General features: G+C 44.6%; 22 protein-coding genes. 5 read left to right on the top strand and 17 right to left on the bottom strand.

Features of this window, described 5'->3' with window-relative positions; all coding sequences use genetic code 11:
* Positions 1-70: 70 nt before the first annotated feature.
* Positions 71-322, bottom strand: a complete 252-nt coding sequence (locus tag HWQ67_RS01065) for a type II toxin-antitoxin system antitoxin SocA domain-containing protein (RefSeq protein ID WP_218250785.1) — start codon at positions 320-322, stop codon at positions 71-73.
* 315 nt (positions 323-637) lie between these two features.
* Here HWQ67_RS01065 and HWQ67_RS01070 point away from each other — a divergent pair, with 315 nt between their 5' ends.
* From HWQ67_RS01070 to HWQ67_RS01090, 5 genes are all read left to right on the top strand, one after another.
* A complete protein-coding gene (locus HWQ67_RS01070) occupies positions 638-1609 on the top strand; it encodes a YifB family Mg chelatase-like AAA ATPase (protein ID WP_218250786.1) in 972 nt (323 codons plus the stop codon).
* 182 nt (positions 1610-1791) lie between these two features.
* Entirely contained in the window at positions 1792-2511 is a 720-nt protein-coding gene (locus tag HWQ67_RS01075; protein ID WP_218250787.1) for a thermonuclease family protein, read from the top strand.
* Between the two features lie 55 nt (positions 2512-2566).
* Positions 2567-3154 carry a tetratricopeptide repeat protein gene (locus HWQ67_RS01080; RefSeq protein ID WP_218250788.1) on the top strand — a complete coding sequence of 196 codons (588 nt, stop codon included), beginning with the start codon at positions 2567-2569 and terminating at the stop codon, positions 3152-3154.
* Positions 3155-3434: 280 nt separating this feature from the next.
* Positions 3435-4013, top strand: coding sequence for a phage antirepressor N-terminal domain-containing protein (locus tag HWQ67_RS01085; protein WP_218250789.1), 579 nt, complete (start codon positions 3435-3437; stop codon positions 4011-4013).
* Positions 4004-4801 (top strand): antA/AntB antirepressor family protein, encoded by a 798-nt coding sequence (locus tag HWQ67_RS01090; RefSeq protein ID WP_218250790.1) that lies wholly within the window; start codon positions 4004-4006, stop codon positions 4799-4801. Before HWQ67_RS01085 ends, HWQ67_RS01090 begins: the two co-directional genes overlap by 10 nt.
* Positions 4802-4927: 126 nt before the next feature.
* Here the strand turns inward: HWQ67_RS01090 and HWQ67_RS01095 are convergent, their stop codons facing one another.
* The 16 genes from HWQ67_RS01095 to HWQ67_RS01170 form a co-directional block, all read right to left on the bottom strand.
* Positions 4928-5548, bottom strand: coding sequence for a hypothetical protein (locus HWQ67_RS01095; RefSeq protein ID WP_218250791.1), 621 nt, complete (start codon positions 5546-5548; stop codon positions 4928-4930).
* Positions 5549-5560: 12 nt separating this feature from the next.
* Positions 5561-7408 carry a hypothetical protein gene (locus HWQ67_RS01100; RefSeq protein WP_218250792.1) on the bottom strand — a complete coding sequence of 616 codons (1848 nt, stop codon included), beginning with the start codon at positions 7406-7408 and terminating at the stop codon, positions 5561-5563.
* A gap of 49 nt (positions 7409-7457) precedes the next feature.
* On the bottom strand, positions 7458-9287 hold the full coding sequence (locus tag HWQ67_RS01105; RefSeq protein ID WP_218250793.1) for a hypothetical protein: 1830 nt from the start codon (positions 9285-9287) through the stop codon (positions 7458-7460).
* Positions 9287-10039 carry a hypothetical protein gene (locus HWQ67_RS01110; protein WP_218250794.1) on the bottom strand — a complete coding sequence of 251 codons (753 nt, stop codon included), beginning with the start codon at positions 10037-10039 and terminating at the stop codon, positions 9287-9289. The genes HWQ67_RS01105 and HWQ67_RS01110 overlap by 1 nt, the downstream gene beginning before the upstream one ends.
* Positions 10039-10536 (bottom strand): hypothetical protein, encoded by a 498-nt coding sequence (locus tag HWQ67_RS01115; RefSeq protein WP_218250795.1) that lies wholly within the window; start codon positions 10534-10536, stop codon positions 10039-10041. The genes HWQ67_RS01110 and HWQ67_RS01115 overlap by 1 nt, the downstream gene beginning before the upstream one ends.
* The gene (locus HWQ67_RS01120; protein WP_218250796.1) at positions 10536-10763 is read right to left on the bottom strand and encodes a hypothetical protein; all 228 of its coding nucleotides are present in this window, start codon (positions 10761-10763) and stop codon (positions 10536-10538) included. The genes HWQ67_RS01115 and HWQ67_RS01120 overlap by 1 nt, the downstream gene beginning before the upstream one ends.
* Complete coding sequence (locus HWQ67_RS01125) at positions 10760-14119, bottom strand: hypothetical protein (RefSeq protein WP_218250797.1); 3360 nt, start codon at positions 14117-14119, stop codon at positions 10760-10762. Before HWQ67_RS01125 ends, HWQ67_RS01120 begins: the two co-directional genes overlap by 4 nt.
* Positions 14119-15519 carry a hypothetical protein gene (locus tag HWQ67_RS01130; RefSeq protein WP_218250798.1) on the bottom strand — a complete coding sequence of 467 codons (1401 nt, stop codon included), beginning with the start codon at positions 15517-15519 and terminating at the stop codon, positions 14119-14121. The genes HWQ67_RS01125 and HWQ67_RS01130 overlap by 1 nt, the downstream gene beginning before the upstream one ends.
* A gap of 12 nt (positions 15520-15531) precedes the next feature.
* Entirely contained in the window at positions 15532-15909 is a 378-nt protein-coding gene (locus tag HWQ67_RS01135) for a hypothetical protein (protein ID WP_218250799.1), read from the bottom strand.
* A 2-nt stretch (positions 15910-15911) separates the two neighbouring features.
* Complete coding sequence (locus HWQ67_RS01140) at positions 15912-16292, bottom strand: hypothetical protein (protein WP_218250800.1); 381 nt, start codon at positions 16290-16292, stop codon at positions 15912-15914.
* The gene (locus HWQ67_RS01145; protein ID WP_218250801.1) at positions 16289-20860 is read right to left on the bottom strand and encodes a hypothetical protein; all 4572 of its coding nucleotides are present in this window, start codon (positions 20858-20860) and stop codon (positions 16289-16291) included. The genes HWQ67_RS01140 and HWQ67_RS01145 overlap by 4 nt, the downstream gene beginning before the upstream one ends.
* A 3-nt stretch (positions 20861-20863) precedes the next feature.
* Positions 20864-21010: a hypothetical protein gene (locus HWQ67_RS01150; RefSeq protein WP_218250802.1), complete on the bottom strand. Its 147-nt coding sequence runs from the start codon at positions 21008-21010 to the stop codon at positions 20864-20866.
* A 2-nt stretch (positions 21011-21012) separates the two neighbouring features.
* The gene (locus HWQ67_RS01155) at positions 21013-21369 is read right to left on the bottom strand and encodes a hypothetical protein (RefSeq protein WP_218250803.1); all 357 of its coding nucleotides are present in this window, start codon (positions 21367-21369) and stop codon (positions 21013-21015) included.
* Positions 21369-22121: a hypothetical protein gene (locus tag HWQ67_RS01160; protein WP_218250804.1), complete on the bottom strand. Its 753-nt coding sequence runs from the start codon at positions 22119-22121 to the stop codon at positions 21369-21371. Before HWQ67_RS01160 ends, HWQ67_RS01155 begins: the two co-directional genes overlap by 1 nt.
* Before the next feature lie 16 nt (positions 22122-22137).
* Positions 22138-22542 carry a cell wall hydrolase gene (locus HWQ67_RS01165; protein WP_218250805.1) on the bottom strand — a complete coding sequence of 135 codons (405 nt, stop codon included), beginning with the start codon at positions 22540-22542 and terminating at the stop codon, positions 22138-22140.
* A 40-nt stretch (positions 22543-22582) separates the two neighbouring features.
* The coding region (locus tag HWQ67_RS01170) for a hypothetical protein (RefSeq protein WP_218250806.1) at positions 22583-22772 on the bottom strand (190 nt) is incomplete at its 5' end.

Consider the following 22772-nt stretch of genomic DNA (forward strand, 5'->3'; position numbering starts at 1 on the left):
ACTCCATTCAAACGTGGTCACGTTGCTCACGCATAGCAACAATGCCATATTACACAGGTATAAAAGTGGCTTAAATCCTTGCAACCACGGTTGATTGTGGTACTACCCTCAAAACAGGGCCGTTTGACGTTGAAACATAATCATCTCCGGTTAATGGTCGTCTCCACCGCAAAAGGGCTTCACGGTCCGTTAGGTAAAGCAACTTTAAAAGCTTTGCAGAGTTAATAGCACCACCGTTTAACTTAAGCAACAGGGCCGTAACGGCAGTGGTTTTTTTCTCGTTAAACCTAAATCGTATCAGAATCTCTGCCAGTGTCTCCATACCTACTACTGTAACATGTTCAACAACGACTTGTAAACTCAAGCAGCAATTGACAATTTGGTTGACAAAGACAATAAGGTTGTGGGATTGATTTTCACCGTTCAGATATTTTGTTCCTGTAAATATTTCTGTGATGACAGTGGTAAGCATTATGGGGTCAAGGGGGCTGGCCCCCTTGCAGGGGGTTCTGAAGGGGGGCGGAGCCGCCCCTTTCTTTCCTTCTTGTCGTAGGGGGGGTGATTACGAAAAAAAATACTTGCCATACGATTCAACAATTTATTATACTATCACGAAATAGATATTTAGGAAGGTGAGATGTTATCAAAGGTGATCAGTGCGACTATTTACGGGGTAGATGCCTGCCTCATAGACGTCGAGGTTGATATAGCGGCAAGGGGGATGCCGCATTTCTCAATCGTGGGATTGCCCGATACATCGGTCAAGGAGAGTAAGGACAGGGTGCGGGCTGCCCTCAAAAACGTTGGATTTAGTTTCCCCCTCAAGCAGATAACCGTCAACCTCTCGCCGGCCGATCTCAGAAAGGAGGGTTCGTCGTTTGACCTTCCCCTTGCCGTTGGCATCCTGGCCTCAGAGGGCGTGATTGCGGCAGGGACACAGAGCAATTACCTGATTGCCGGTGAACTGTCACTGGATGGCACGATAAAACCGATCAGGGGTACGCTCTCCATGGCCATAGCCGCACGTGACAATAAGCTCTCCGGCATAATCCTCCCCTACGAAAACGCCAGGGAGGCCTCCGTGGTCAATGGCCTGGCCGTCTACGGGATGAAGACGATAGTTGATCTGGTTGCGTTTCTGAGCAACAACAACGGTGTTGAACCGCTTGTCACGGACCTATCAAGGGTACTGGATGAGTACTCCAGCTATGAGGAGGACTACTGCGACGTCAAGGGCCAGGAACACGCAAAGCGCGCCATCGAAGTGGCCGCCTCCGGAGGACACAACGTCCTGATGATAGGCCCCCCCGGCTCAGGCAAGACGATGCTCGCCCGACGCTTGCCAACCATAATGCCGCTTATGACCTTTGAGGAAGCCATCGAAACAACCAAGATACACAGCGTCTCAGGATATAGTTATTTGGAACCAAAAGAAATATGGACATACACAAGTACACAAGCCAACCTCCAAAGTATCACGCAGTATCATACGGTGTCACCAGGTATCAAAACTGGGTGCAAACTGCACCCACCCGACGCAGAAATGCACCCAAAACGCACCCACCACCTGGCCGACATAGACCGTTGTTTTTCCTCTGGCAGGTATTAGAGAACGTGACATCTTTAATATCGTATTTGTAGCACCAAACCATAACCTCTACTAACCGCCACCCTATCCCTCCTCCCGCCACATGTGAACAAAACTTCACTGGATTTTCCGTACCGCTATCGGTTAAGCTACATGGCAGGGTGGTGACACCCTGAGAATGATACATATGGAGGTTTTGAGAAATGGCTAAGAATAGCAAAACAACAATGGGTTCTATCTTTCTTTTCGTGCTGCTGTCGTTCGCAAGCACAGGTTACACTGTTGAATATCACAATGAGGGCAAGGTAGTTAAAGTCAAGGACGGTGATACAGTAGCTATACAACCTATACTTGGTGGGGAGTTCTACACGTGTCGATTATATGGTATAGACGCACCCGAGAAAAACCAGGAAGGCGGAGAAGAGGCTACAGAGGCTTTAAAGCAGTTTATACTTGGCAAAGATGTCGATGTAAAATTAACAGGTGGTAAGACTTATGGCCGTGAAGTCTGTATTATTACATACAATGGCAAGGATATAAACCAACAAATGATTGAAAGTGGCTACGCTTGGGCTTATATCCATTATCTTAAAGGTCAACAGGAACAAAGCTATGTTGATGCAGAACGACGAGCGAAGACTGCAAAGATTGGTCTGTGGCAGTCTGGTAATGCTGAAGCCCCTTGGGAATTTAGACACAAAGGTAAAGCAGTTAGCTCTTCATCTGAAAATGCAGTCAAACCACACACGCGACAAGTACAACCTACAAGCACATCTGAGCATAGTCTTAACCCTTCGTCGGTACAATATTATGATTATAGCAATACAAATACTAATACCGGTGTTGTTAATGTGAAAGGGTATTACAGGAAAGATGGTACATATGTCAAACCACACACGCGAAGATCACCTCGCAGACATTAAGGATATGCTACATCGAGACTGAATAAAAACACATAAAAAGAAAGGAGGAAAGCCAATGTATTTGAGAATTATTTGCATGTTACTGTTTTTTGCTGTTAGCCTGTCAGGATTTACATGGACAGGGGAGATGTACTTTGATTGTAATATTGTTTATGCTGAAAATGCAGAGACATACTTTAATCGTGGGATGTCTTATTTTAAATTAGGAGACTACGACAAGGCTATTTCTGAGTTTATTGAGGCTATCAAAATAAACCCACGATATATTGAAGCATATTATAATCGTGGTGAGGCATGGCTTAAAAAAAGAGATTATAGTAGGGCTATTGTTGATTTCAACAGGGTTATTGAAGTAGAGCCACGAAATAAAATGGCATATTATAATCGTGGTAGAGCCTGGAATAATAGCGCTGATGCTTGGTATAAGGAAGAAAACTACGACAAATCTATCGATGGTTGTAATAATGCTCTTATTGATTTTACCAAGGCTCTTGAGATAGAGCCAAATCCGTCCTTAGATGTTCAGTTACAAAAGCTACAAGTTCTTATGAAAAACAAGATTGAAGCAACAAATGGAGTAAAAAAAGCAGATCAAATTTTAAAAAAAGCAGAAGAGATGGAAAGAGAAAGAAGAAGAAGATAGGCTGCTGACTTCACTAAAACCACATATTTGAGGGAGATAATATAGCGTAAGTCAAGCTCTGGACTCAACCCCCCCTTGACAACCCTACATGTCTGTGCTAACATAGAAGGGCAAAGACCGTAGGGTTGACCACTACCCCTGATAGTGGTGTTTTTATTTACACATACGAGGCGTTATAACGCCCGACTATCCACCTAACCGTGAGGCGGTGGCAGCTCTACGGGCTGTTGCAATAGTCGGGTATTTTTAATACCCAATGCAAAAACCGTAGGAGGTGCGTATGAACGCACAAAACTTACCAACAACAACTCAGATCAAGTTCCATGAGGACACACTTGTCACCATCAAACAACATGGCAATATTTATGTTGCAATGAAGCCCATTTGTGAATCTATAGGGTTGGCATGGCAAAGGCAATTGTCACAAATAAAAGATGACATTGTCATTTCAAAAGGTGTAACCCAGGTGGTTATACCTTCCTCTGGTGGCCCACAAGAAACTACTTTCTTACTGCTTAAGTATCTCAATGGGTGGTTGTTCAAGGTCAACGCCAAAAGAGTTAAGAATCCCTTGACGCGTGAGAAGCTGATCCGTTACCAGGAGGAGTGCTACGAGGTGCTGTTTGAGCACTTTAACCCGACTGCCAAGGCCGCCGCAAAGCCGATAACCGACAACACCCAGGATGTTTACATGGATGATGACCTCATCGTAACACAATTCAATGGTGAAAGGGCTGTGCTTAATGGTGCAGCCCTTCGGCTCCTCGCTGACTTCTTCCTGTTTAGGGACGGACGTAAACGTTATATCCCTATGATGCTCAAAATACAAAGAGAGAAGGAGGCGACGTCATGCGCTTAACCGAAATCCTTACAACAACTCCCGACCTTATCCCCGTATCGGAATCCACCATCGGTGACAAGCGGGTACAGACCGTAGACGCACGGGTGCTACACAAGTTCCTGGAAGTATCAACTGATTACCGGCACTGGATAAAACGAAGGATTGAGGAATACAATTTTGTTGAAAATCAGGACTATATAGTTTCGGTCAAAAATGACCGTAACCCCTCCGGTGGTAGACCTGAGATTGATCACCACCTAACCTTCGACATGGCGAAGGAGCTTTCGATGGTGGAACGTAACGACAAGGGGCGGGAGGCACGGCAATACTTCATCGAGCGTGAACGTCGGTACAAAGAACTTGTCAACATGACGCTGCCGGCGACAAACGACCCGATCCTTATGCAGCTTCAGGCCATCATGGACGTCAGGGTAGAGCAGGTCAAACTGGAGAAGAAACAGAACCTCCTTGAGCAGGGACACAACAGCCTCAAGAAGGAACTTGCCAAGATTGAGTACTACACCGACCCGTTGATTCTGAGTGTTCAGTCGGACAAGATCAAGAATGCCGTCCGGCGCATCGCACGTATGTACAGAGTGATACATGAGCACAAGGGTATTTACTTAAAACGGACAGAGCCGACATCCAAGATTGACTATATGATTTGCAAGCAGTTCAAGGTTATGGACATCAACAAACTCAGGCAGAGCAGCTTTAACGACGTGATAACGTTCCTTCGTGAGATTGATCGGCACTACCAGGCTGACATAGAGGAGTTAGGGCTCGCTGCGGATCGGATTAAATAGACTGACGGCAAGAGAGGGGGTGCCAGGGGGGACACCTCTCTCTTATTTTAAAAATACCCAGGGCTAAATCAAACCATCGCCTAACATTACTTTCACGTCCAAAAGTAAACTAAGTCGAAAACAAGTTTACTTTCCTCTAAGGATTACCTCCCTATCGCACACAGTTTTTAGTCCCTTCCAGGGGAAATGATTGTATAGCATCACGGGGGATATCCGGCTGTAGTGATACCGCCTGAACAACAGGATGTCCCGATATATCGCCGCCTGCTGCAAACAGTGAGCGGCGAACGTTGAACACACATATGTCCCTGACAGATGCAGCGGTAACGGCCAGCGGTTCAGAAACTTGAACCTCCCTTTTGCTATCGCCCTGAACAACACCATTAACGGGAAGCCCAACAACAGGTCAGAGTATGCGTACATAGCCCCAACATTATTGAACGCAAAAGGTAGTATCTCCCCCTTCCACGCCTCCGTTGTCAATTCAAACGGTTCCTTGCAGACGACCATAGTTGACGAGTGATCGAAATACTTATTGAGACTGCATAACCTCACCCCGTGCTCTGCCGCTTCAACTCCTTGACGTTGAGTCACTGCAATTACCACATGCGAGGGATAGAAGTCGGAGGCCTCCTGCTGACTCTCAAACCATGCGATTCCAAAACTTAACGGGAATTTCATATCCCGCGTAAATAGAATCGTGCCTGGCTTGTAATCTTTACCGTAAATTGGTTTAACCTGTAGCATGCTGTCTCCTCCTTATTTAGATATCCCGATTGCGGCTTGCATTTTCCATGTTTCAGAATCCACTCCAAAAATAGATTCTGAGGTATAACTTGATCCTCCAATCGGGAATGTTTTATTTGTAACGTTGTAAATTCCCACAACTCTTTCCTGGAATACACCCGTTGCGGCATTGGCAATAACATAAGTGTAACTTATTATCCCCCTGTTTATCTGACATGAGGGATATAGTATTATAGTACCATTTGGGGTACCACCGGCCACCGTGTTTGACCATCCACCTATATTGACATCACCATTTCCAATCGGGTGCTTATATCTCATTTTATAGTGACGGGTGAAACTATATGTGTTTACATAATGGTCATGCATCCAGGTGTAACTTAATGCTGCCTCATCGTATGAGTAAATAATAAAATACCATTCCTCACCTTGAAATGAATCAAAAATGTAAACCTGAAAATTAGTTGATCCGTCAACTGAACCGTAACTATTATCATCTATAACTATTCCCTCACAACTTACAGTATAACTTAAAGGCACGCCTCCAGTTCCAGATACAGAGCCATTACAAATCTTGTCAATGCCTGTAATTTCAACAAGTCCACCCGAACAATCTCCCCCTTCACTTAATGTCGGAAATACATACAATGGATAAAACCACCCTTCACAGGATGCTTTTTTTTCATTGCGTGTAAGAGTTAATACCTCACTGCCTATGTGTAATTCTTCTGTCCAGATTACGTGACCTATCATTCCCCCATGTTGAAATGTCCCACCCCTTTCCCCCCACATATAACAGGGCTGTAATGTATTTCCGTCTATTCCGTAATACGTCGTTTTCCAGTATCCATTCACAGTTAGCCATCTTACACCAAAAGCACTCATTACCATATTCTGACGCACCTTCCGGTAAATAGCAGTGCCTTCGTCAAATAATGCTATAACGTGAAAATACCAATACAGGTAACCGTCTTTGAGTATCATAGCCGGTGGTGACTCGAAGTCTTCACCGATAAGTATACCATCTTTAAATGTTGTATCAAATGGCGTGTCTTTGTACTGTATCGTTTGCTTTACTTTCGTGCGATTAGTGGGCAATAAACCAACATAGCAATAGCAATTTAAAGGCGTCATAAGTTCAGTCTTAACCGTATAATAGCATGTCGTCACTATACCATCAGCATCAAGTTTATACCCACGCCTGGCCGTTAAGCAATACCCCATGCCCTCCAAGGGGTTCCATGCCCGATAACTGCCATTCAGAACGTTATGGTTAAACATTTCGTGCACAGAGTTCCACTGCGACTCACCATAGCCAGGCTCATAGCTTAGAGAAGTCGCCATCGTAAATTTTGTCGGGATTGTTGCTAAGTTTTCGTTCTTATCTTCTGAACTTTGAACTACCAGTAGCCCTCCATTCATATCGATTGTCACAATGACGGATTGTTCCGATAGCTTCATAATTGTGCCATCTATCTTAAGTGCTACGTTTTTAACTATTTGTTTTAAGTGCGTGCTGTCGCTATCAAACGGGCCGGTCATTAGTCGGTCGTCTACAAAGACGAAAAACAATTTATCACCACACGGTTTCTTTTTATCGTAAAATGATAGAACTGCCCAAGGTACAAAATTACTTGATAAATCGTATCTTGATTGTATAACAACTTTGTCATTCACCTCAAAGGCACTGGACGAACCCTCAAGGGCACCATTTGCCCTCAAGGTCATATCCGGCCAGCAATGATAGTAGATCGGAACATTCAAATGAACAATACATGTATCATTCAGGTCATCATCTAATTCTACAACATCGCAAGTATCATTCGTATAATCAACCTTAATAACTCTGCAATATGTCATCCATTGCATCGCCGTTGTTTTGTTACCGGAATTTGAATGAAGCGGCATTTTATCTAACCTTTGTTGGAATTATAATATCTTTTCCTGTGTCAAGTGAATATGAGACATTGCTACTTGCAAGTGTATCATCCCCCAATGGTGTGTTCTGAGAGTCAAATAACCTACAATTCCTATAGTCATTTGCGTTTTTACCCAAGGCGACGTGATATGTGTATTCTACGTCTATGCCTCCTGTAGATATTCCATTTGAATCAACCGCATGAATTGCCCCTCTATCTTGTATGTATATTGTACCAAACGTGCTATCAATGATATAATCACGACCTATAGCATAAACAGTAGCAGGATTTAAGGTTCTTGTGACCTTAGCCGAAACTATATCTGTTTTCCCTAATAAAAATGTAGACTTCTGGTAAGGCATGGCTATTTGTATTTTGTTTGTTTGCAATAATGGGTTTTTACCTTTGCCACCTTTAAAGATCAAGACTCTATCTCCGTTTCTATATTCTGTAAAATCAGAAGTGTTTACCCATGATAAACTGCCCTTATAATCGACCAGCCAGTGAAAATCGGGATTCCCTATCCACGCTTGATTGAAATGTTGTAAGTATCCACCCGCTAATACATCCCATTGCTGCCATGTGTAATCAAGGTATAAGTCTGAGACGGGAAATAAGGAACTATGTATGCAGTTATCCCAAGGCAATTGAATTGATCCGCCCGTTGCGTCCAGGGTATAATTTTTATATACATGATAAACAGTTGTCACAACTTGACCGCCTACCGGACCTAGCATTGGAAACAAATTTGTTGAATAGGAATAAGCATAAACCGGAGGTTGTTCTGGTTTTATGTATGTGTAATGTCCTTTGTATTTCGTGAACACATCAACATTACTGATGTTCTGTCGTGATATCCGCTTTCCGTTTAGGTCAACGTTTTGTATATATTCTTTATTTTGTTTGTAGGTATTTTTCTTAAGTAGTCCGCACCCCTGTATTATGCCGCTTGTCAAACAATTTGTCTCAAACCATCCATATCCTACCAATATCTGATTGCACCTACCGGACGGGTCTTTAACATGTGCGTACAGATACATCGCCTCTCCTGGATAAAAGCACACATCTCCCGTTGTAAAGTGCCATGTATTTGACCACTTTGCAGGATAAGTCCATTTAAGGCTGTTATCCGCCGGTATGCCCTGCAGGTTTTGTTGCCATAACCAACTTGGTGTTGTCGATAGGGTTTGTTGCATAGCCGATCGAGTTTGCGTTAAGTCCCAATACGCATAACACGGCGATACCTCAAAAGACATAGATAACATATTCATGCCGCAAACCTGTGGTATATCAACCTCTGTAGTTAGCGTTAAACGGCTTCTTTTATATGTAGCCGGTGAGTACTGACCCGTCTGTTGATTGTATTGAAGGTAACCGATATCATCGTAATCTTCTTTCCAATTAATCAGTTTAGGGCACCCCGCCGCGCACCCGCTGCCTTGGTGGGTGGCTGGTAATGAAGGTTGCCCTGGGTCTGGTTTCATAAGCGTTGTTGATATCAATGGCAGTGGGCTGCCCGTGGGTGTTATGGGTGTTGTTTGAGTTAGTGCCGCCGCCACCGGTGCCTTAACGCCACTTTCAACGCAGGGTTTACGGCAGATTAAACACGAAGTTTGCGTTTGATTATCTTTAATTATGTCAGCTGTCACCATTTTCTTATTCACAACATCGCCTGATTTCATGATAGGCGCCAATACCGTGACCTCTTTAGTAGCGCTATCAGTGCTCACTGATATTTCAGTCTTACAGATGTCGGTTGTACATATGCCAGGAGCCTCAAAGTATTCCTTTTCGATGTATGCTGTGATTTCTATAGACATCAGGGCACGTCAAACCAATCGTTTGCTATCGTGTCTTTGTCTGAATCCATGAATCCAGGCTTGGTCATCTTTAATGTATGCCTCCCGCTATTTAACTTTCCTAAATATACTTTGCCTTCATGGTCTGTCGTGCCAACAAAACCACCGCCCATCCCTGTATCTACCATAACAACAGTGTCGGGCTGCACCTCTCCTGTACAAGCATATTTTACGATAAGATAGACCTCTTCCTGCTTGACCACGGCATTAAAATCCACAGTGGTATTGCCTTTGCGTTCCCCCTTTGTCGCCGTCAATAACACACTGCCCTTGACCTGACATGTAACCTGAACGACATCATAATCGGTCTTGTATGACACATGCAGGATACCCGTTACCTTACCTGACAACTTGACCTCACCCTTAACGAACGTAACGGACGCCGTCCCTTTAGTACTCCCGATCCAGTTCCAACTCACAAGGCCCACAGGAATCCCCTGCAAGTTTGAACTATCGCTATCAATAAATGTGATGTCTTCGGTCTTTGCCTCCTGTCCGTTACTGACAATGAAAGCAGTACCCATGTTAAACCAGAAGTGCGGCTGCTGCCCGCCGGGAAATAACTTAAGATAAGCGGTATCCTTTACTGGTATAAAAGAAGACTTTCCGTTGTTGCGCACGCTGTCAAGCTCAAACGTAAAACTTTCGGAAGTAGTCCCCGCACAGGTCTTTTTAAATTCAGCGCTTGTATTACCGTTTTTCAAATCGAACATTATGGCTTTTCCTCAACAAACACGATAACGGGGTAGGTCTCTGATGTTTTAGGTGTAACCGTGAATGAATAAGCATCATAGCTTGTCGTGTACTTCAGGGTGCCTGCCGCTACCCCAACTTTGGGGTACTTAACGGTGGTCTTTTTCAATAGGGTTGGCGTTAAACCCAGGCTGTTACCATACCAGGTCGTAGCTCCAAGCAAGTCAACAGGGTAACCAACATTGGCCTCATCAACATTAGCAAAGGTCAGACTCTCCTCTTTGTCTTCGCTTTTGTGACCTCCATATGCCGCCGTTATTGTCACATCTGACATCGTAATACTATACCCTTTTGGCAAACCCCAGGCGTAAATCTTGAAGTGAAACAGATCGCCGTACCTCAGACAACTTCCGTTAAGTGCGCTGTCCGCCTCTACTTTGATACTTTTGTCGTCCCCTGTATTGGAACAGGATATCTTAAACTCTACCGATACACTGCCCTTGGCTAAATCCGCCATTATACCTTTACCTCCATTGTATTACCGCCGTTGCGAATTTTGGATATTATCATCCATTGATTATCAAGCCTTGAGACCAGCACCTGGTCTCCTGTCCTTGTAGGCATGTTGTTTATAGCCGTGACCTGTGTTGAGCCTACATCGACTCTACACCTGTCACCCGGCAAGACACTAATTACCGTACCCTGATACCGCTTGTCGTTATCTTTCACGAAGTCGCTAATCATAAGACCCCCTTAATTTCTTGGTATGCGTATACCTCTATTGTTTCATTTATTTTTAGTACGTTGTTTTCGTTTGTAAAACTCAGATCAACGTTTCTGACAATGCCGGTAATCGTCATGTTGTCTACGTTTACAAGAACGATATCACCGTCTTTCATGCCTTGAAAGGTTGATTTTATTTTCAGTTTGTTTTTTTTATAATAGTTGTCATTTAGATATGTCTCTCCAACTATCCGCGCTTGTGCATCTGAAAACACAAGGGAATTGTTTATGTCGTTCGCCGGTTTTAACCCCTTTCCTTTTACGCACCGTACGGCGGTTGACTCTGAGTCTTCACTCGACGTAATGGCACATATTAGTGCGTTTTTCTCTACAACACTATACGCCTGCCAATGGTCATACATTGTGTTGTATGTCATGTTTAAGATTGCGCATGTAGCATTGTCAACCGTAATTGCAGAGCTGCCCTTAGTGTATTTTAGTTCCACATATCCACCGACACAATTTTCTACAGCATGGTCTACAATCTCAAATATAGGCTTGCTCACGTTGCCGGAACCGTTTATCAAAGTTATACGTTCACTTATCGTCTCAGTCATAAGAGCGATATACTTTAACGAAACATCGTCTACTGATCGCATCTGATACTGTGCGGCCGGATTTGGTTTGTACACATAGATATCTGCGGACGTGCCTAATTCCGTACAGCCGCCGCTTGATTCAATCTTGTAATCCCCTGTGCTTATTGAATCCTTTGCTATCTGAACCGTCACGGCGGAATATAACGGCTGCTCCTGTGAGATGTCCAGGGCAATGATGTTACCGTCGCTAAATGTCTTCACCGGCAACGTATCGGTTAGGTTGTCCGGTCTCACTGGATACCTCCTGCGCACAATCAGACTGCCATCAGCCAGCGTCCTGACGACACCCCCGATGGCACCCGCCAGCTCCGCTATGGCCTCAAGCGGGTAGTTGTCTACGTTTAATGCCCTCACAAAATAGTCGTCCACGTCCCAGACAAGCGGGATATCGTCGGCTAACTCTGTTGCTATGCTTGACGCCATCCGGTCTTTGTATGTCTCTTGCACCTTGTCTGTAAACGGTTCCATGAGTGTTGCTGCCCGTTGCCGTCCGTGCAGTGATATCCCCTCTTTGACAAACACCTGATTGCTTTCTATTGATTCGAGCAGGAACCATAAGGAATAGTCAGGCAATTTTAATTCTATTCTTTCCGTGCCACGGCTTTCTGTTGTTGCGTCCGGATCGAAACTTGACATATCCTCTATACCTGCAAGGGTAAGCTCGATGGAATCCACATAGTTGGTCTCATTGCGAGTTACGTTGATAGACAGCACACGGTCTTTTACGCTGCCATCGTCAACAAGAATATCCCATTCCATGTTGGGCTGTATCAAAGTATTCCCGTCATCACTGAGTTTTATGTATTGAACAAATAACGCCGACATGGACGTAATTTCATTCCTTAATATTTGTATGATTGCCAGCGGCTCATTGCCAGTGGTGATCATTGAGAACGCACGGGTAAGCCCCTCTGATATCTCATTGACGCGCTGGTGCGTTAAGCTGTTGAATAAGGCATTAACATGATTTTGCGTGTAAGTCAACCCTGAATCAACGATAATCGTGTTCAGTGTCCGCAACAGGGTAAGCCCCTCTGATATCTCAGTGACGACGCTGTGACTCAAAGAGCTGCTTAAAGCGTTACTGGAGCTTGTTGTAAACAACACGTCCGAGTCAACTATCTTTGACCTCAACGCTTGTAGGATATTAAGTCCCTCTGATATCTCAGTGACCTGTTGTTGCACCAGGTGTTGCGACAATGCCCCTGGATTATTCCGTGCGAAGAGCAGCCCTGAATCCGCTATCATGTTACTAATCGTTTTCATAACATTAAGTCCCTCTGATATCTCAGTGACCTGTTGTTGCACCAGGTGTTGCGACAATGCCCCTGGATTGTTTCGTGCAAAGAGCAGCCCTGAATCGACTATCTTGTTAAGTAAATCACGTCTTAATGTGTATCCCTCCGATATCTCATTGACAGTCGTAAAGCTAAACGGTTCAATCATGGGGGACGGCGTCTGTATTGATATGTTTAATACATCCAACACAGGTGTAAATCCGTCAAATATGTCTGAAACAATTGCATTACCTGAGAATGATGCCAGGACTTCGCTAATTACACTGTTGAGATGAAGTACAAGGCACAGCGAAAGACTGTTGTGGTATGCCCTTAGCAGTTGTGTTGCTATTGTAGTCTTCACACTGCGTACAAAGACGTCTGTTACAATAGTAGACGATTGACATAGCGTGACAAGGTCTGATATCGTTTGTCCGCTTAATCGTGCCTCCTGTGTGCCTCCTGCGTCTGTGTATATCACAGCTCTTTTAAATTCCCCGATGTCTTCATGTATGTACTCTGCGATCTTACTGGACGGTTTCATGAAATACCCCAAGACGTAAATATCCTGTGCGGTATTGGCTATTTTCAGTTGAAACTTTTTCGTACTATCTAATTTCACACTGAATGCTCCTATCGTATTCCGTCTAAGCGTATAATAATCATCCGTACTGCCCTTGGCCCTGAAGCAAAAGTCATAAGCGCTTGCACCTGTTGTGTAGTATTCCACCAAGGCCCCCGCATAACCCCACGGGGGATAATCAGCACTTATATCAACGTCCTGGTATGATCCCGTTGTCGTCAAAGACTTATCAAGGCCGTTGACCCGATGACGCCCCTGCGTGACATATCCAACAAGATAGACCTCCATGCCTGAGCCGTACATCTGTATCCGCCTGTTGCCGTCAACACCGACACAGTACCCATACAATGCCCCCGTTGCTGCCGATTGCAACCTGTTGTCCGTGCTGCCGTTGCAACGGATCGAAACCACCGCCGCCCCCCCTGGCCTCTTGACTTGCAAGAACACAAACTGTGTTCCGGCCGGACATGTACCCGATAAATCATACGTTGTCCAGGCTGCCGGTATGTTGTTTGAGACCAACACTCCGTTTGTAAGACCCACTGCATCTGTCGTAAAATAGCCAACAAGCCTGAAGGTTACGCTTGCGTCGTTCTTGTAATACTGAATCGTTTGACCTGCACCCACAGGGCAATAATACTCACATTGTCCGTAGCCTAACACCGTACCGGTGCGGTTGTCCGTGCCGCCCTTGGCCCTGAGACCGTAAGTATAAGCACTGCCGTAGTCGTCAGTAGGCTGCACCCTGACAACGACAACGCTTGTGTTCACGGGGACCACAGCCGACAGGTCAAGGTCTGTCCATGTTCCTGTTGTGGAAGCCGTTAATCCCTGAACATTAGTAAAGAAGTACGCCATTACTCGATGTAGTATTCCGTTACCAAGCCGTTCTCACTGAAAGCTCCCGTGTCGGATGGTACTACTTCCTTAAACCACATCGGGGCCGCCGCCGGATGCGTCTTAAACTGCACCGTGTCACCCGTTATAAAGACACCGCTAAAGGCGCTCGATGATATAGAGAAATATGCCGCGGCCACATTTGCGTTTGTCGGAGCGAACGTGCCACCTGTGGTTCCAGACCCGACGGCCCCCTCCAACACCCCGGAACATGTAAATGCCGACCCCGATGTAAAGGTCAGCGTAAAGGTGTCCTCTACCGTACCGGCGTTGTTTAGCGTAACGTTTGTCTCATTAAACGATCCGCCCGCGGACGCTAAAACCTTGTTGCTCAGTGACGTAACGATATCACCCAAATCAAGGCACATGGCAACATAAGTGTTGGCCGTTGCGTAATTATTGGCCACCTGCTCTACAGTCTTGATTGTTGCCGTGTTGCCGCTGTAGGTGTAGCAGCGTTCAGTGTAATCAACTGTTATGTTTGTTGCGTTGTCGGGGGCCAGCGTAAACGTAATGTTAATCGCGCCGCTTTCATAGTTGATACTGCCGGAGGCGATGTTGGTTCCCGTGATGACGCCGCTGTCGTTGGCCGTTGCCGTGTAAGGCACCGTGCCGCGTGTGTGATGCACTGTTATGCTGCTCTTTTCGACAGGTACATGTGTGAGCGTTGCGCTAAAAACCGTTGTCGATCCGTTGCCGGTTCCCGTGACCTCACCCGTATAACTGTTGTTCTGCGTCGTAAGATACTCAAGACTACCGTTTGTGTTGTACGAAAACACCTTATTGGACCCGAGGTATGTCCCATAAGGGTACTGATCTTCCTGGTCAACTGACGGAGCCGCCTGCGTTATCCAGGTTGACCCGTTATAATAGACGGCGTCATATGACTTCACGGTGTTGGCTACCGTCTGACTATTAAGGATATGGCTGTTTATTGCCAGTTTAGCGTTGTTGTTTATGACGCCGTCGTTTGACTCAAAGGCAACCTGTATGCTCTGAGCGCCCGCCGTTAAAGCAGCCGCTAACGCCCCGCCGGTGACAAACTCGTACCCACTGTTTATGTCCGTCTGCGTGTCCGTCTGTGTCCCTTTTGCGATGTAGAACCTGTCCCCCGCCGGTGACGGTATCAGATTGTATGCCAGCACCGCGTAAGCCGCCGCGTTGCCGGCTGCCTTGTTCCACATGTACTGTTTCCTGTATCTTGTTATGCCGTTGACTCGTTCGCTCTTAGTCACTCGCGGAAAGAGGTTAAACTTTACGCGGTTCGCTATCATGCCATAACTCATACGTCCGCCGTTTGAGCTTGTGTCCGTAACCGTTGCGGGTTTTACGAAGTTTATATCACTCCTGTTTACTGCCATTTACAGCCTCCTTTATTGCGTTTGTTCTGTGCTTTGAGGTTTAATTACCTCGGTGGTAATAATGACCCTGGAACCATCAGCTTTTACGGTCTCCTTCACCTCTTTTTGCTGTCCACACCCTGAGCACCCTTTCCTTGTATGACCGGCAGGGTCAATCGGAGGAGGCGTGAACCCCTGATAAACACCCTGTATAGGAAATGGCACACCCCTAAACCCTGGCGGCATAGCGATAAACGTCTTCATCTCAGTGCTAAAGATGTCTGACAGTGGAAACGGATTGTCTTTGAAACAGAACCCTATCGCCTGCACCATGCTACTACTATTGATTATGATTGATATGTTTGACTTCCTGGCCTCATCGTAATACTCGATTATATTGTCTATTGACATGTTTATACCTCTATAAGTTTGATTTTGCCCGTAAAATAGTCCTCATCGGCTGTGTTTGGCCTTGGCAGGATGGGCGTTACATCAACAGACGGTGAGTCCTCATTTTGAAACCTAACTATATATGTATCGTCCTCAAAGATTAACGGATACGTGGCGCCCTTTACGGAGGCCATTGCAAGTAGTTCCTTCACCTGCTCATACGTCAGCCATCCTGAGTTGGCCGCCGCAACAAGCGTTAATGGCCTACCCTCCGCGTATGATTCGTAAACAACAAGATTTCCGCCCAGCGTCCGGTCTGTCGCGGCATACAGTCCCGTCCAGGTAATAGCATCGTTATCCAGCGTCAGGTCATCGGGCAATGTCAGGTCACCGAGTTTGATCATTGATAGCCTCGCCTCTTTTGTTGTTCTATTTCCTTGACGAGTTGTTGCAGGACGCCCTTGTTTGCCTTTGCTGTTGTTGTTTGAATCACAGTGTCGCCGAGTTTCAGGTTCAAGATTATTTGCTCCCCTGTTACTACCCCCCCTGCCCCCGTCGATGAGGTCACAGGTGGATTTACCAGCCCTCCGTCGGCAAACCTTATTACTTTTACTAAATTATAAACGGAATCGGGAACCCGCATGTTATTTATAGCAGTGAGCAAAGGCACCCCTATGTTTTCGACGGCCTTCTTGTTTATGACAAACTCCCCCGGCGTCAGCATGGCCGGAACCGTGTCGGTATCGCCCGCCCCCGGTACCTTCCCGCCGTCGGCGAATGTCCTGGCCCGTGGGTATATCAAACCGCCCTCGTGGTGAGTACTGAATTTCGTAGAACCCTGCTCAGTATATTCAACCTTTATATGAATTGTTTTGCCATCATTAGCCATTATTTCAGCTATGCTCTTTTTTATATCTTCAAGACCTGTTTGCTCAAATATTATGTTGCTTTTTTTCTCCGTAGGTATGGCCGTAAACGCATCGGACAGCTTCACTATCTCTACCTTTAAACCATCTATAGCTGCCGTCTCTTTTCGTAGAGTTTCCTGACTTTCCTTCCACCGTTCCTCAGCTTCCTTTTTCTCTCTGTTGTGCACTTCTTGCAATGTGTCATAGGCAGATGTAGCGTCATGAACACGAGACTGCATTTGCTGCTTGTATGTATCCGACTTGGCATTTTCTTCATCTGCTTTTCTTTCAGCCTCATTTCTTTCCTCTACTAGTTTTTTCATTTTGACGTTATGTTCTACAGCGTTTTTTTCTCTCTGTTCATAATCGGACTTATCACTATGACTATTATTCTTTTTATTATAAGCCTCTTCGTCTTCTTTTATTTTTTTGTTTATGTCGGCAACTTTCTTTAAGGCTTGCTCTTTGGCATCTGTCGCAGTCTTGACTGCGCTAGCGTCCGACTCGGCAACACTTTTGCTTAAGTCCGCTGCTTGCTTTGCATATTCTTTAGCCTTCTCTAAATTACCTTTAGCAAGTTCATCCTCTGCCTTTGAACGAATATTATTAGCTTGTGCAGCTTTAATCTTTTCCTTTTCTGTATTATCTAAACCGATTAATTTTAAGTTCTCTATATCTCTGTCTGTGCCTTCTATATCCTTGTTTATCTTTTCAATATCTGCCTTTGCTTGCCGCTCTACCTCCACCATCTTGTTTAAAGTCTCCTGGTGTTTGTCTAACCTCTCTTTCATTACATCCAAGTATTTTTTTAATAGTGCTTCTTGTCCAAGTCTGGCCATCTCTATATACTCTTGCTCTGAGTTAATTCTCTTTTGCATTGCTATAAATTCTTTAGCAGTCTGTTGAGTCAACATCTCTGTTCTAATCGTATCTATTGTCTCCATGCGCTTTTTTATTTCGTCTTCATATATTTTGTTGGCATCCATGACCTCTGTCTTTACCGCATTAGTATATGTCTTTTCCTTTACAGTCATTGCGTCATAGACACGTTCATGCTCTGCTTCTAATTCCTTGAGCGCCTTTTTTTGTTCCTCACCACCCGTTGGTGTCCCAACATACTTTAGCTTAATCTCTAATTCATTCCACGCCGATTGCTGTTTTAACGTGCTTTCCACCTTGTCTAAATCCGCTTCAAGTTCATTGAATTTAGTGCTTAACTCTTTTATTCTCTTGGCTGCCGCTCCCGTGGATTCACTGAAGATATCCGTGGCCTCTGCCGCCTCTATAAATTTACCATTGGCATCTCTTAATTCATCGCCCGTGGCAGCCACGGCCTTCGCAGCTGATGCTTGAGCTGTCGTGACTTTTTTTGTAGATTGCTCAATATCAACTGTAGCTGAATATAAGCTTTTCTCCGCCGCTATACTCTGATCTAAGTCTATTATCGTCTGAGGGTCTACCAATCTGTTAATTATCGGAATTTGTAAGATAACCTTCCACAGTTCCAATGCGGCTATTTTTATTTTTGAAAAGCCTATCGCTAAATTAGTGCCATCGAGGAACATATCCTTCAGAGCCTCCCCTGCAAGTTTAATAGCATCCCAAACAGCTTTAACATCGCTCCACATCATTTTAAATACGTTTCCAATCAAAGTCAACACACCTAAAATAGGAGCAAAGGCAAGTTGCATGAAAAATTTTGCGATATTCCACACTACGCCTAATACGTCCTTGACTAATACCCACGTGCCACCTAAACTTACATTCCATTGAGTAAGATATTGACCTGCCCGCTGTGTATCGCCCATTAGTAAGTTGACCAATGACATTATTAACTTAAAAGGCAACTGCATCATGATTGTATTCCACTTGTATATTACTAATACAATTGGTGCTACCGCATCATATATCGCTACAAAAAAATCCTTTACTCCTTGTACTATAGGAGATAAGACATCCATCATCACCATAAACAGTTTAGCCGCCGCTGCCCATAGCAATATCTTAGTACCTATTGCTATTATTTTAGGTAAAAGGCTCGTTGTTGCAGATTTTATATTATCTATTGTGAGCTTTACCTTTAAATATGCTATAGCCATGTCCACCAATGTTGGTAAATGCTTTAAAATCTCAGCTAAGAATTTCTTAATTGCCGGCGTCCATTCATTTATATATTTCACGACTATGGGAAAAACCTTATCAAATGTACCTTTAATGTTATTTATGCGTTCCACTATAAAATTAACAACTTTACCTATAGACTCTGTTATAGCACTAAGATTAAGTCCATCAGTCAGATTAAGAGCCTTACTACTAAGTGCGCTTACAAGTTTAGGAACGATGGTTGTGGCTACATTGATTATCGCTTGACCTATTTTTATAACCCCGTCCCATAATGACTTGAGTACCGGAAGTGCCAATTTAAAGTATTGGTCTAACTTCAACCCCGTAAACGTTGACTTGAGGGCATCAAATATTTTATTGACACCTGCACTTATGAAACTAATAGCATCATTTACAACATTTATAGCATTATCTAAAAAGGCCTTTACATCAATGGTTCCTATGTAATCATTTAACTTTTTAACAGATGCTATGGCATGGTCTATCATGCTACTAAAAACGCCACCTAAACCGCCAGAAGTCTTTCCGCTAAGACTACTGAATATAGTAGAAAAAGCGTCTGTTATATTTTTGATACCCGGCCCCACATCCATTTTGTTCAAGTCTACAAGAAAGGCTGCTAATTTAGTTTTAGCAACATCAAAAATGCTGTCAACATCAAGACTAGACTTGAGTTTGCTTGCCACAAAACTAAAAGCATTTCCAAGCGAAAGCACAGCGGCATCGCCATCAGACATCGTGGCCACAAACGTATCTAATCGTAATGCGAGTTGGTCAACTATAGTGCCATTATTCTGCCACACCTTTAACATATCCTGTGAAATACCCAAGAGACCTGCTAATTGTGTTTTACCCGTATTTATCCTGCCACCAAACATTGCTGTGACTTCACGATTTAAATTTCTCATAGGCAAACCCATGTTAGTCATGGTCTGGTAAACATCTTTTGTGATTTTATATGCCTGTTCCAGGGGTAAATTGATAAGCCTGGCCGCCTCTGCTGATGATTGAAAAGCCTCCGTTATTTTCTTAACACCCTCGGATTGCGTTATTGTTAGTCTATGAACATCATTTGTAATATTTTTAAGCGCTTCGCTATTTTTGGCGGATCTGCCAATTTCAATGGTTAAATCCCTAGCTGCTATAGGTATCTTTGTCATAGCAGAATTTACTTCGTTTATTTCTTTTTTTAAATTAACAGCCTTATCGGGACTAATGCTGTTTGTTAAATTTCTAGCCGATATAATCGATGCTTCGATGTTGACATTAACATCTTCCATTGATTTAGCTAAAACTTTGACACCTTCTTCATCGCTTATTTTATCGTTTAAATCACTTGCCGATATGACCGCTACCTCAATTGCACCTTCCGCTGTTTTCATAGCGCTGGCAAACTTTTCAGCACTATCGCTTACATCTATCTTTTTTGACAATTTTTGGGCTGCATCCGAGGCATTATCCAGTGATACTTCCAGTTTATTGCTTGCGGCCTTCTCAAGTTTCGTGCCTATAGCTGTTGCTGCATCAACCCCAGCCTCTATAGTGTCATTAGCATCTTCTACGGTTTTTTTAAACTTAGCGCTTTCGGTTGTTATCTTTTCAAAAGCACTTGTAACTTCACTGACAACCTTGCCAAGCGTAAATGTTTTTACAATGTCTGTAAAAAAACTGTTTATCTTAGGGCTTGCTGTAGCGATAGCAGCTTCAATACTTCCTTCTATTATCTTTGCAACATCTGTTGCAAAACCAACACTTACAAAACTTGCTGCTTTAGTTAGACCGCTACTTATGGAATTAAATAATACCGGCAAAGCTGAGTGAGGAGTAGCAGCTATCTCCGTGTTCATATCTTTCATGCTTGCTGTTACCGCATTAACTGCCGCTACTACCCCAGCAAAATTTATAGCCTTAGCTGCAATCTGTATAATAACTGGTATCATCCGCTACTCCTCACAAAACCTGTTGAATTCGTCCTTATCTGCCCACGCACCCATCCTAACCGCCGTGGCCAAGTCCTTCATGCCGCGAAGCCTGCCCTTTTCCTGCTGCTTAAGACACAGCATGAAGAAATTATAGCCATAGTCAAACACATTTATGTGTCCTGCCTCAATGAGGAAACAAGCTGCGTTCTCAACCCATTTTGCATCTGCGCCAGGACTGACTCCTTGAGCACCTTTAACATCTCCGTCAACTTTAACTGTTCGCAAAGTGCCAAAAAATCAGCGTTTACCTCCTTAAAGGCACCAAACAACTCGTGCAGTTCAGAGAAGGCCAGCCCCTCTATGTCCTGAAAGGTTGCTGTTGTTATCGTCGGTAACATCTCCTGAAACAGCACAAGGAGATTCTTACCGGCCTTTGCAGACTCCATGAGGTTGATTACATCCTTGACTGTCAACTCATTGACTATGATGTCCTTGCCGTTGACCGTGACTGTTTTCTGTCTCTTCATTACACCACAACCCCTCTGCTTCTCAATTCAAAGAGACCGGCGTAGTCGGGGTGTTTCAGGAACTCAAAGGTGAACCCTAGTTCCGTCCACTTGTCACTGATCAAAGACAGTTCGCCCTCTGGAATTAAGCTGCCGTAGCCTTCAACGTCCATGATAACACCGCTTGCAGGATTTCCTAGGAACAAGAACGAACCTGTAATGGTTGTTGCTGTACCAGCAGAAACAACGTCAACATCAAGCGCATCATACGTAGCGCTTACATGTAACGTTGCGAGATCGACTATCGTGCCGGTTTCCTGGCAGTAGAGCATACCGGCCTTGTAATCAACCTCGTAGTCCGTGCCTTCAGTGTATGTTGTGGTGTCCGTTGAGTCCTTGACTACAACGCCCGACAGCTCACGTTTCCCGACAAATACCCATTTGTTAAGCAAAGCTATTACACTGGATGCGGTAAGGGTACCGGAAGTCTGACTTGTCGTTGTGGCTTCCGCTCCCATGATGAACAAGAGTAAGTTATCTATGCTTAGTTCATCGAGCTTAAACTTGCCTATGGCCTCCTGTTTTAAGACAACCTGTTTGTCCTTGACTGATAGCCCCTGCCTAGCACTAAAATGGTCTATCTTATCCGTTTTTGTCGCAACGCTAAAATCCGGTGCGTTGCCTAAGTCTCTCCACCCGTCTGTGCCTGTCGGTCTGAAAAGTAACTTGCCACGCCCAATTGTATACAATTGAGCATTGTTTACATCTGCCATTGTGTTATTGCCTCCTTCATAGTTCTTGATAAAATCTGTGATTGTCTATTTCGGCAACAAACATCATCTGTTTTCTTTGTGCCCACATCGGACTGGCAAGTTGTGGGTTGTAGTAGTGTGTTGCACCCTTAACGACAGAACAAGTGGTGAGGTTATGCAGGAATTGAAACGCCATGTCCATCAACGCCCCGTGTTGATATATTCCTGCAAGCATTTTCTCTGCTTTAATGAGACCGTCAGGGTTGAGATAGCTGAATGCGTATCGGTGTAGGATAACCTCCTTTAAACCGTTGCCGTAACGATGTTTCTTGTCATTGGAGCGGTTCATGACCACCTGCGCAACAGCCTGTTTGCCCAGTTCCGGCTCCCCTCCAGCCTCACACAGAATAGTTGTTGCCAACAACATTTCAGGTGTAGCCATCCAAAACGCCTTGTGTGTATCTTCTCCCCAGCAATTACTATTAGCTTTCATGCAGTACCCTTGCCAGCTTCTTGATTATCGCCGCCTGCTTGTTGTCGGGAAACGCCTTGTCTACCGCATCCTCAAACGCCTGTAGGTCAGGCATGTTGTCTGCCTTGGCCTGCTTCTTCGCCACCATCTTGGTCCGCTGTTGCGGTGTTGTCAAACGCTGCGGCTCCGCCATTGCCAGG

The organism is Candidatus Magnetobacterium casense (assembly GCF_019173545.1).
Taxonomy (GTDB): Bacteria; Nitrospirota; Thermodesulfovibrionia; order Thermodesulfovibrionales; family Magnetobacteriaceae; genus Magnetobacterium; species Magnetobacterium cryptolimnobacter.

Bases quoted from the DNA above. Each gene is read 5' to 3' on its own strand.
- HWQ67_RS01065 (WP_218250785.1), bottom strand. From the start codon at position 322: ATGGAGACACTGGCAGAGATTCTGATACGATTTAGGTTTAACGAGAAA.
- HWQ67_RS01070 (WP_218250786.1), top strand. From the start codon at position 638: ATGTTATCAAAGGTGATCAGTGCGACTATTTACGGGGTAGATGCCTGC.
- HWQ67_RS01075 (WP_218250787.1), top strand. From the start codon at position 1,792: ATGGCTAAGAATAGCAAAACAACAATGGGTTCTATCTTTCTTTTCGTG.
- HWQ67_RS01080 (WP_218250788.1), top strand. From the start codon at position 2,567: ATGTATTTGAGAATTATTTGCATGTTACTGTTTTTTGCTGTTAGCCTG.
- HWQ67_RS01085 (WP_218250789.1), top strand. From the start codon at position 3,435: ATGAACGCACAAAACTTACCAACAACAACTCAGATCAAGTTCCATGAG.
- HWQ67_RS01090 (WP_218250790.1), top strand. From the start codon at position 4,004: ATGCGCTTAACCGAAATCCTTACAACAACTCCCGACCTTATCCCCGTA.
- HWQ67_RS01095 (WP_218250791.1), bottom strand. From the start codon at position 5,548: ATGCTACAGGTTAAACCAATTTACGGTAAAGATTACAAGCCAGGCACG.
- HWQ67_RS01100 (WP_218250792.1), bottom strand. From the start codon at position 7,408: ATGACATATTGCAGAGTTATTAAGGTTGATTATACGAATGATACTTGC.
- HWQ67_RS01105 (WP_218250793.1), bottom strand. From the start codon at position 9,287: ATGTCTATAGAAATCACAGCATACATCGAAAAGGAATACTTTGAGGCT.
- HWQ67_RS01110 (WP_218250794.1), bottom strand. From the start codon at position 10,039: ATGTTCGATTTGAAAAACGGTAATACAAGCGCTGAATTTAAAAAGACC.
- HWQ67_RS01115 (WP_218250795.1), bottom strand. From the start codon at position 10,536: ATGGCGGATTTAGCCAAGGGCAGTGTATCGGTAGAGTTTAAGATATCC.
- HWQ67_RS01120 (WP_218250796.1), bottom strand. From the start codon at position 10,763: ATGATTAGCGACTTCGTGAAAGATAACGACAAGCGGTATCAGGGTACG.
- HWQ67_RS01125 (WP_218250797.1), bottom strand. From the start codon at position 14,119: ATGGCGTACTTCTTTACTAATGTTCAGGGATTAACGGCTTCCACAACA.
- HWQ67_RS01130 (WP_218250798.1), bottom strand. From the start codon at position 15,519: ATGGCAGTAAACAGGAGTGATATAAACTTCGTAAAACCCGCAACGGTT.
- HWQ67_RS01135 (WP_218250799.1), bottom strand. From the start codon at position 15,909: ATGTCAATAGACAATATAATCGAGTATTACGATGAGGCCAGGAAGTCA.
- HWQ67_RS01140 (WP_218250800.1), bottom strand. From the start codon at position 16,292: ATGATCAAACTCGGTGACCTGACATTGCCCGATGACCTGACGCTGGAT.
- HWQ67_RS01145 (WP_218250801.1), bottom strand. From the start codon at position 20,860: ATGATACCAGTTATTATACAGATTGCAGCTAAGGCTATAAATTTTGCT.
- HWQ67_RS01155 (WP_218250803.1), bottom strand. From the start codon at position 21,369: ATGAAGAGACAGAAAACAGTCACGGTCAACGGCAAGGACATCATAGTC.
- HWQ67_RS01160 (WP_218250804.1), bottom strand. From the start codon at position 22,121: ATGGCAGATGTAAACAATGCTCAATTGTATACAATTGGGCGTGGCAAG.
- HWQ67_RS01165 (WP_218250805.1), bottom strand. From the start codon at position 22,542: ATGGCTACACCTGAAATGTTGTTGGCAACAACTATTCTGTGTGAGGCT.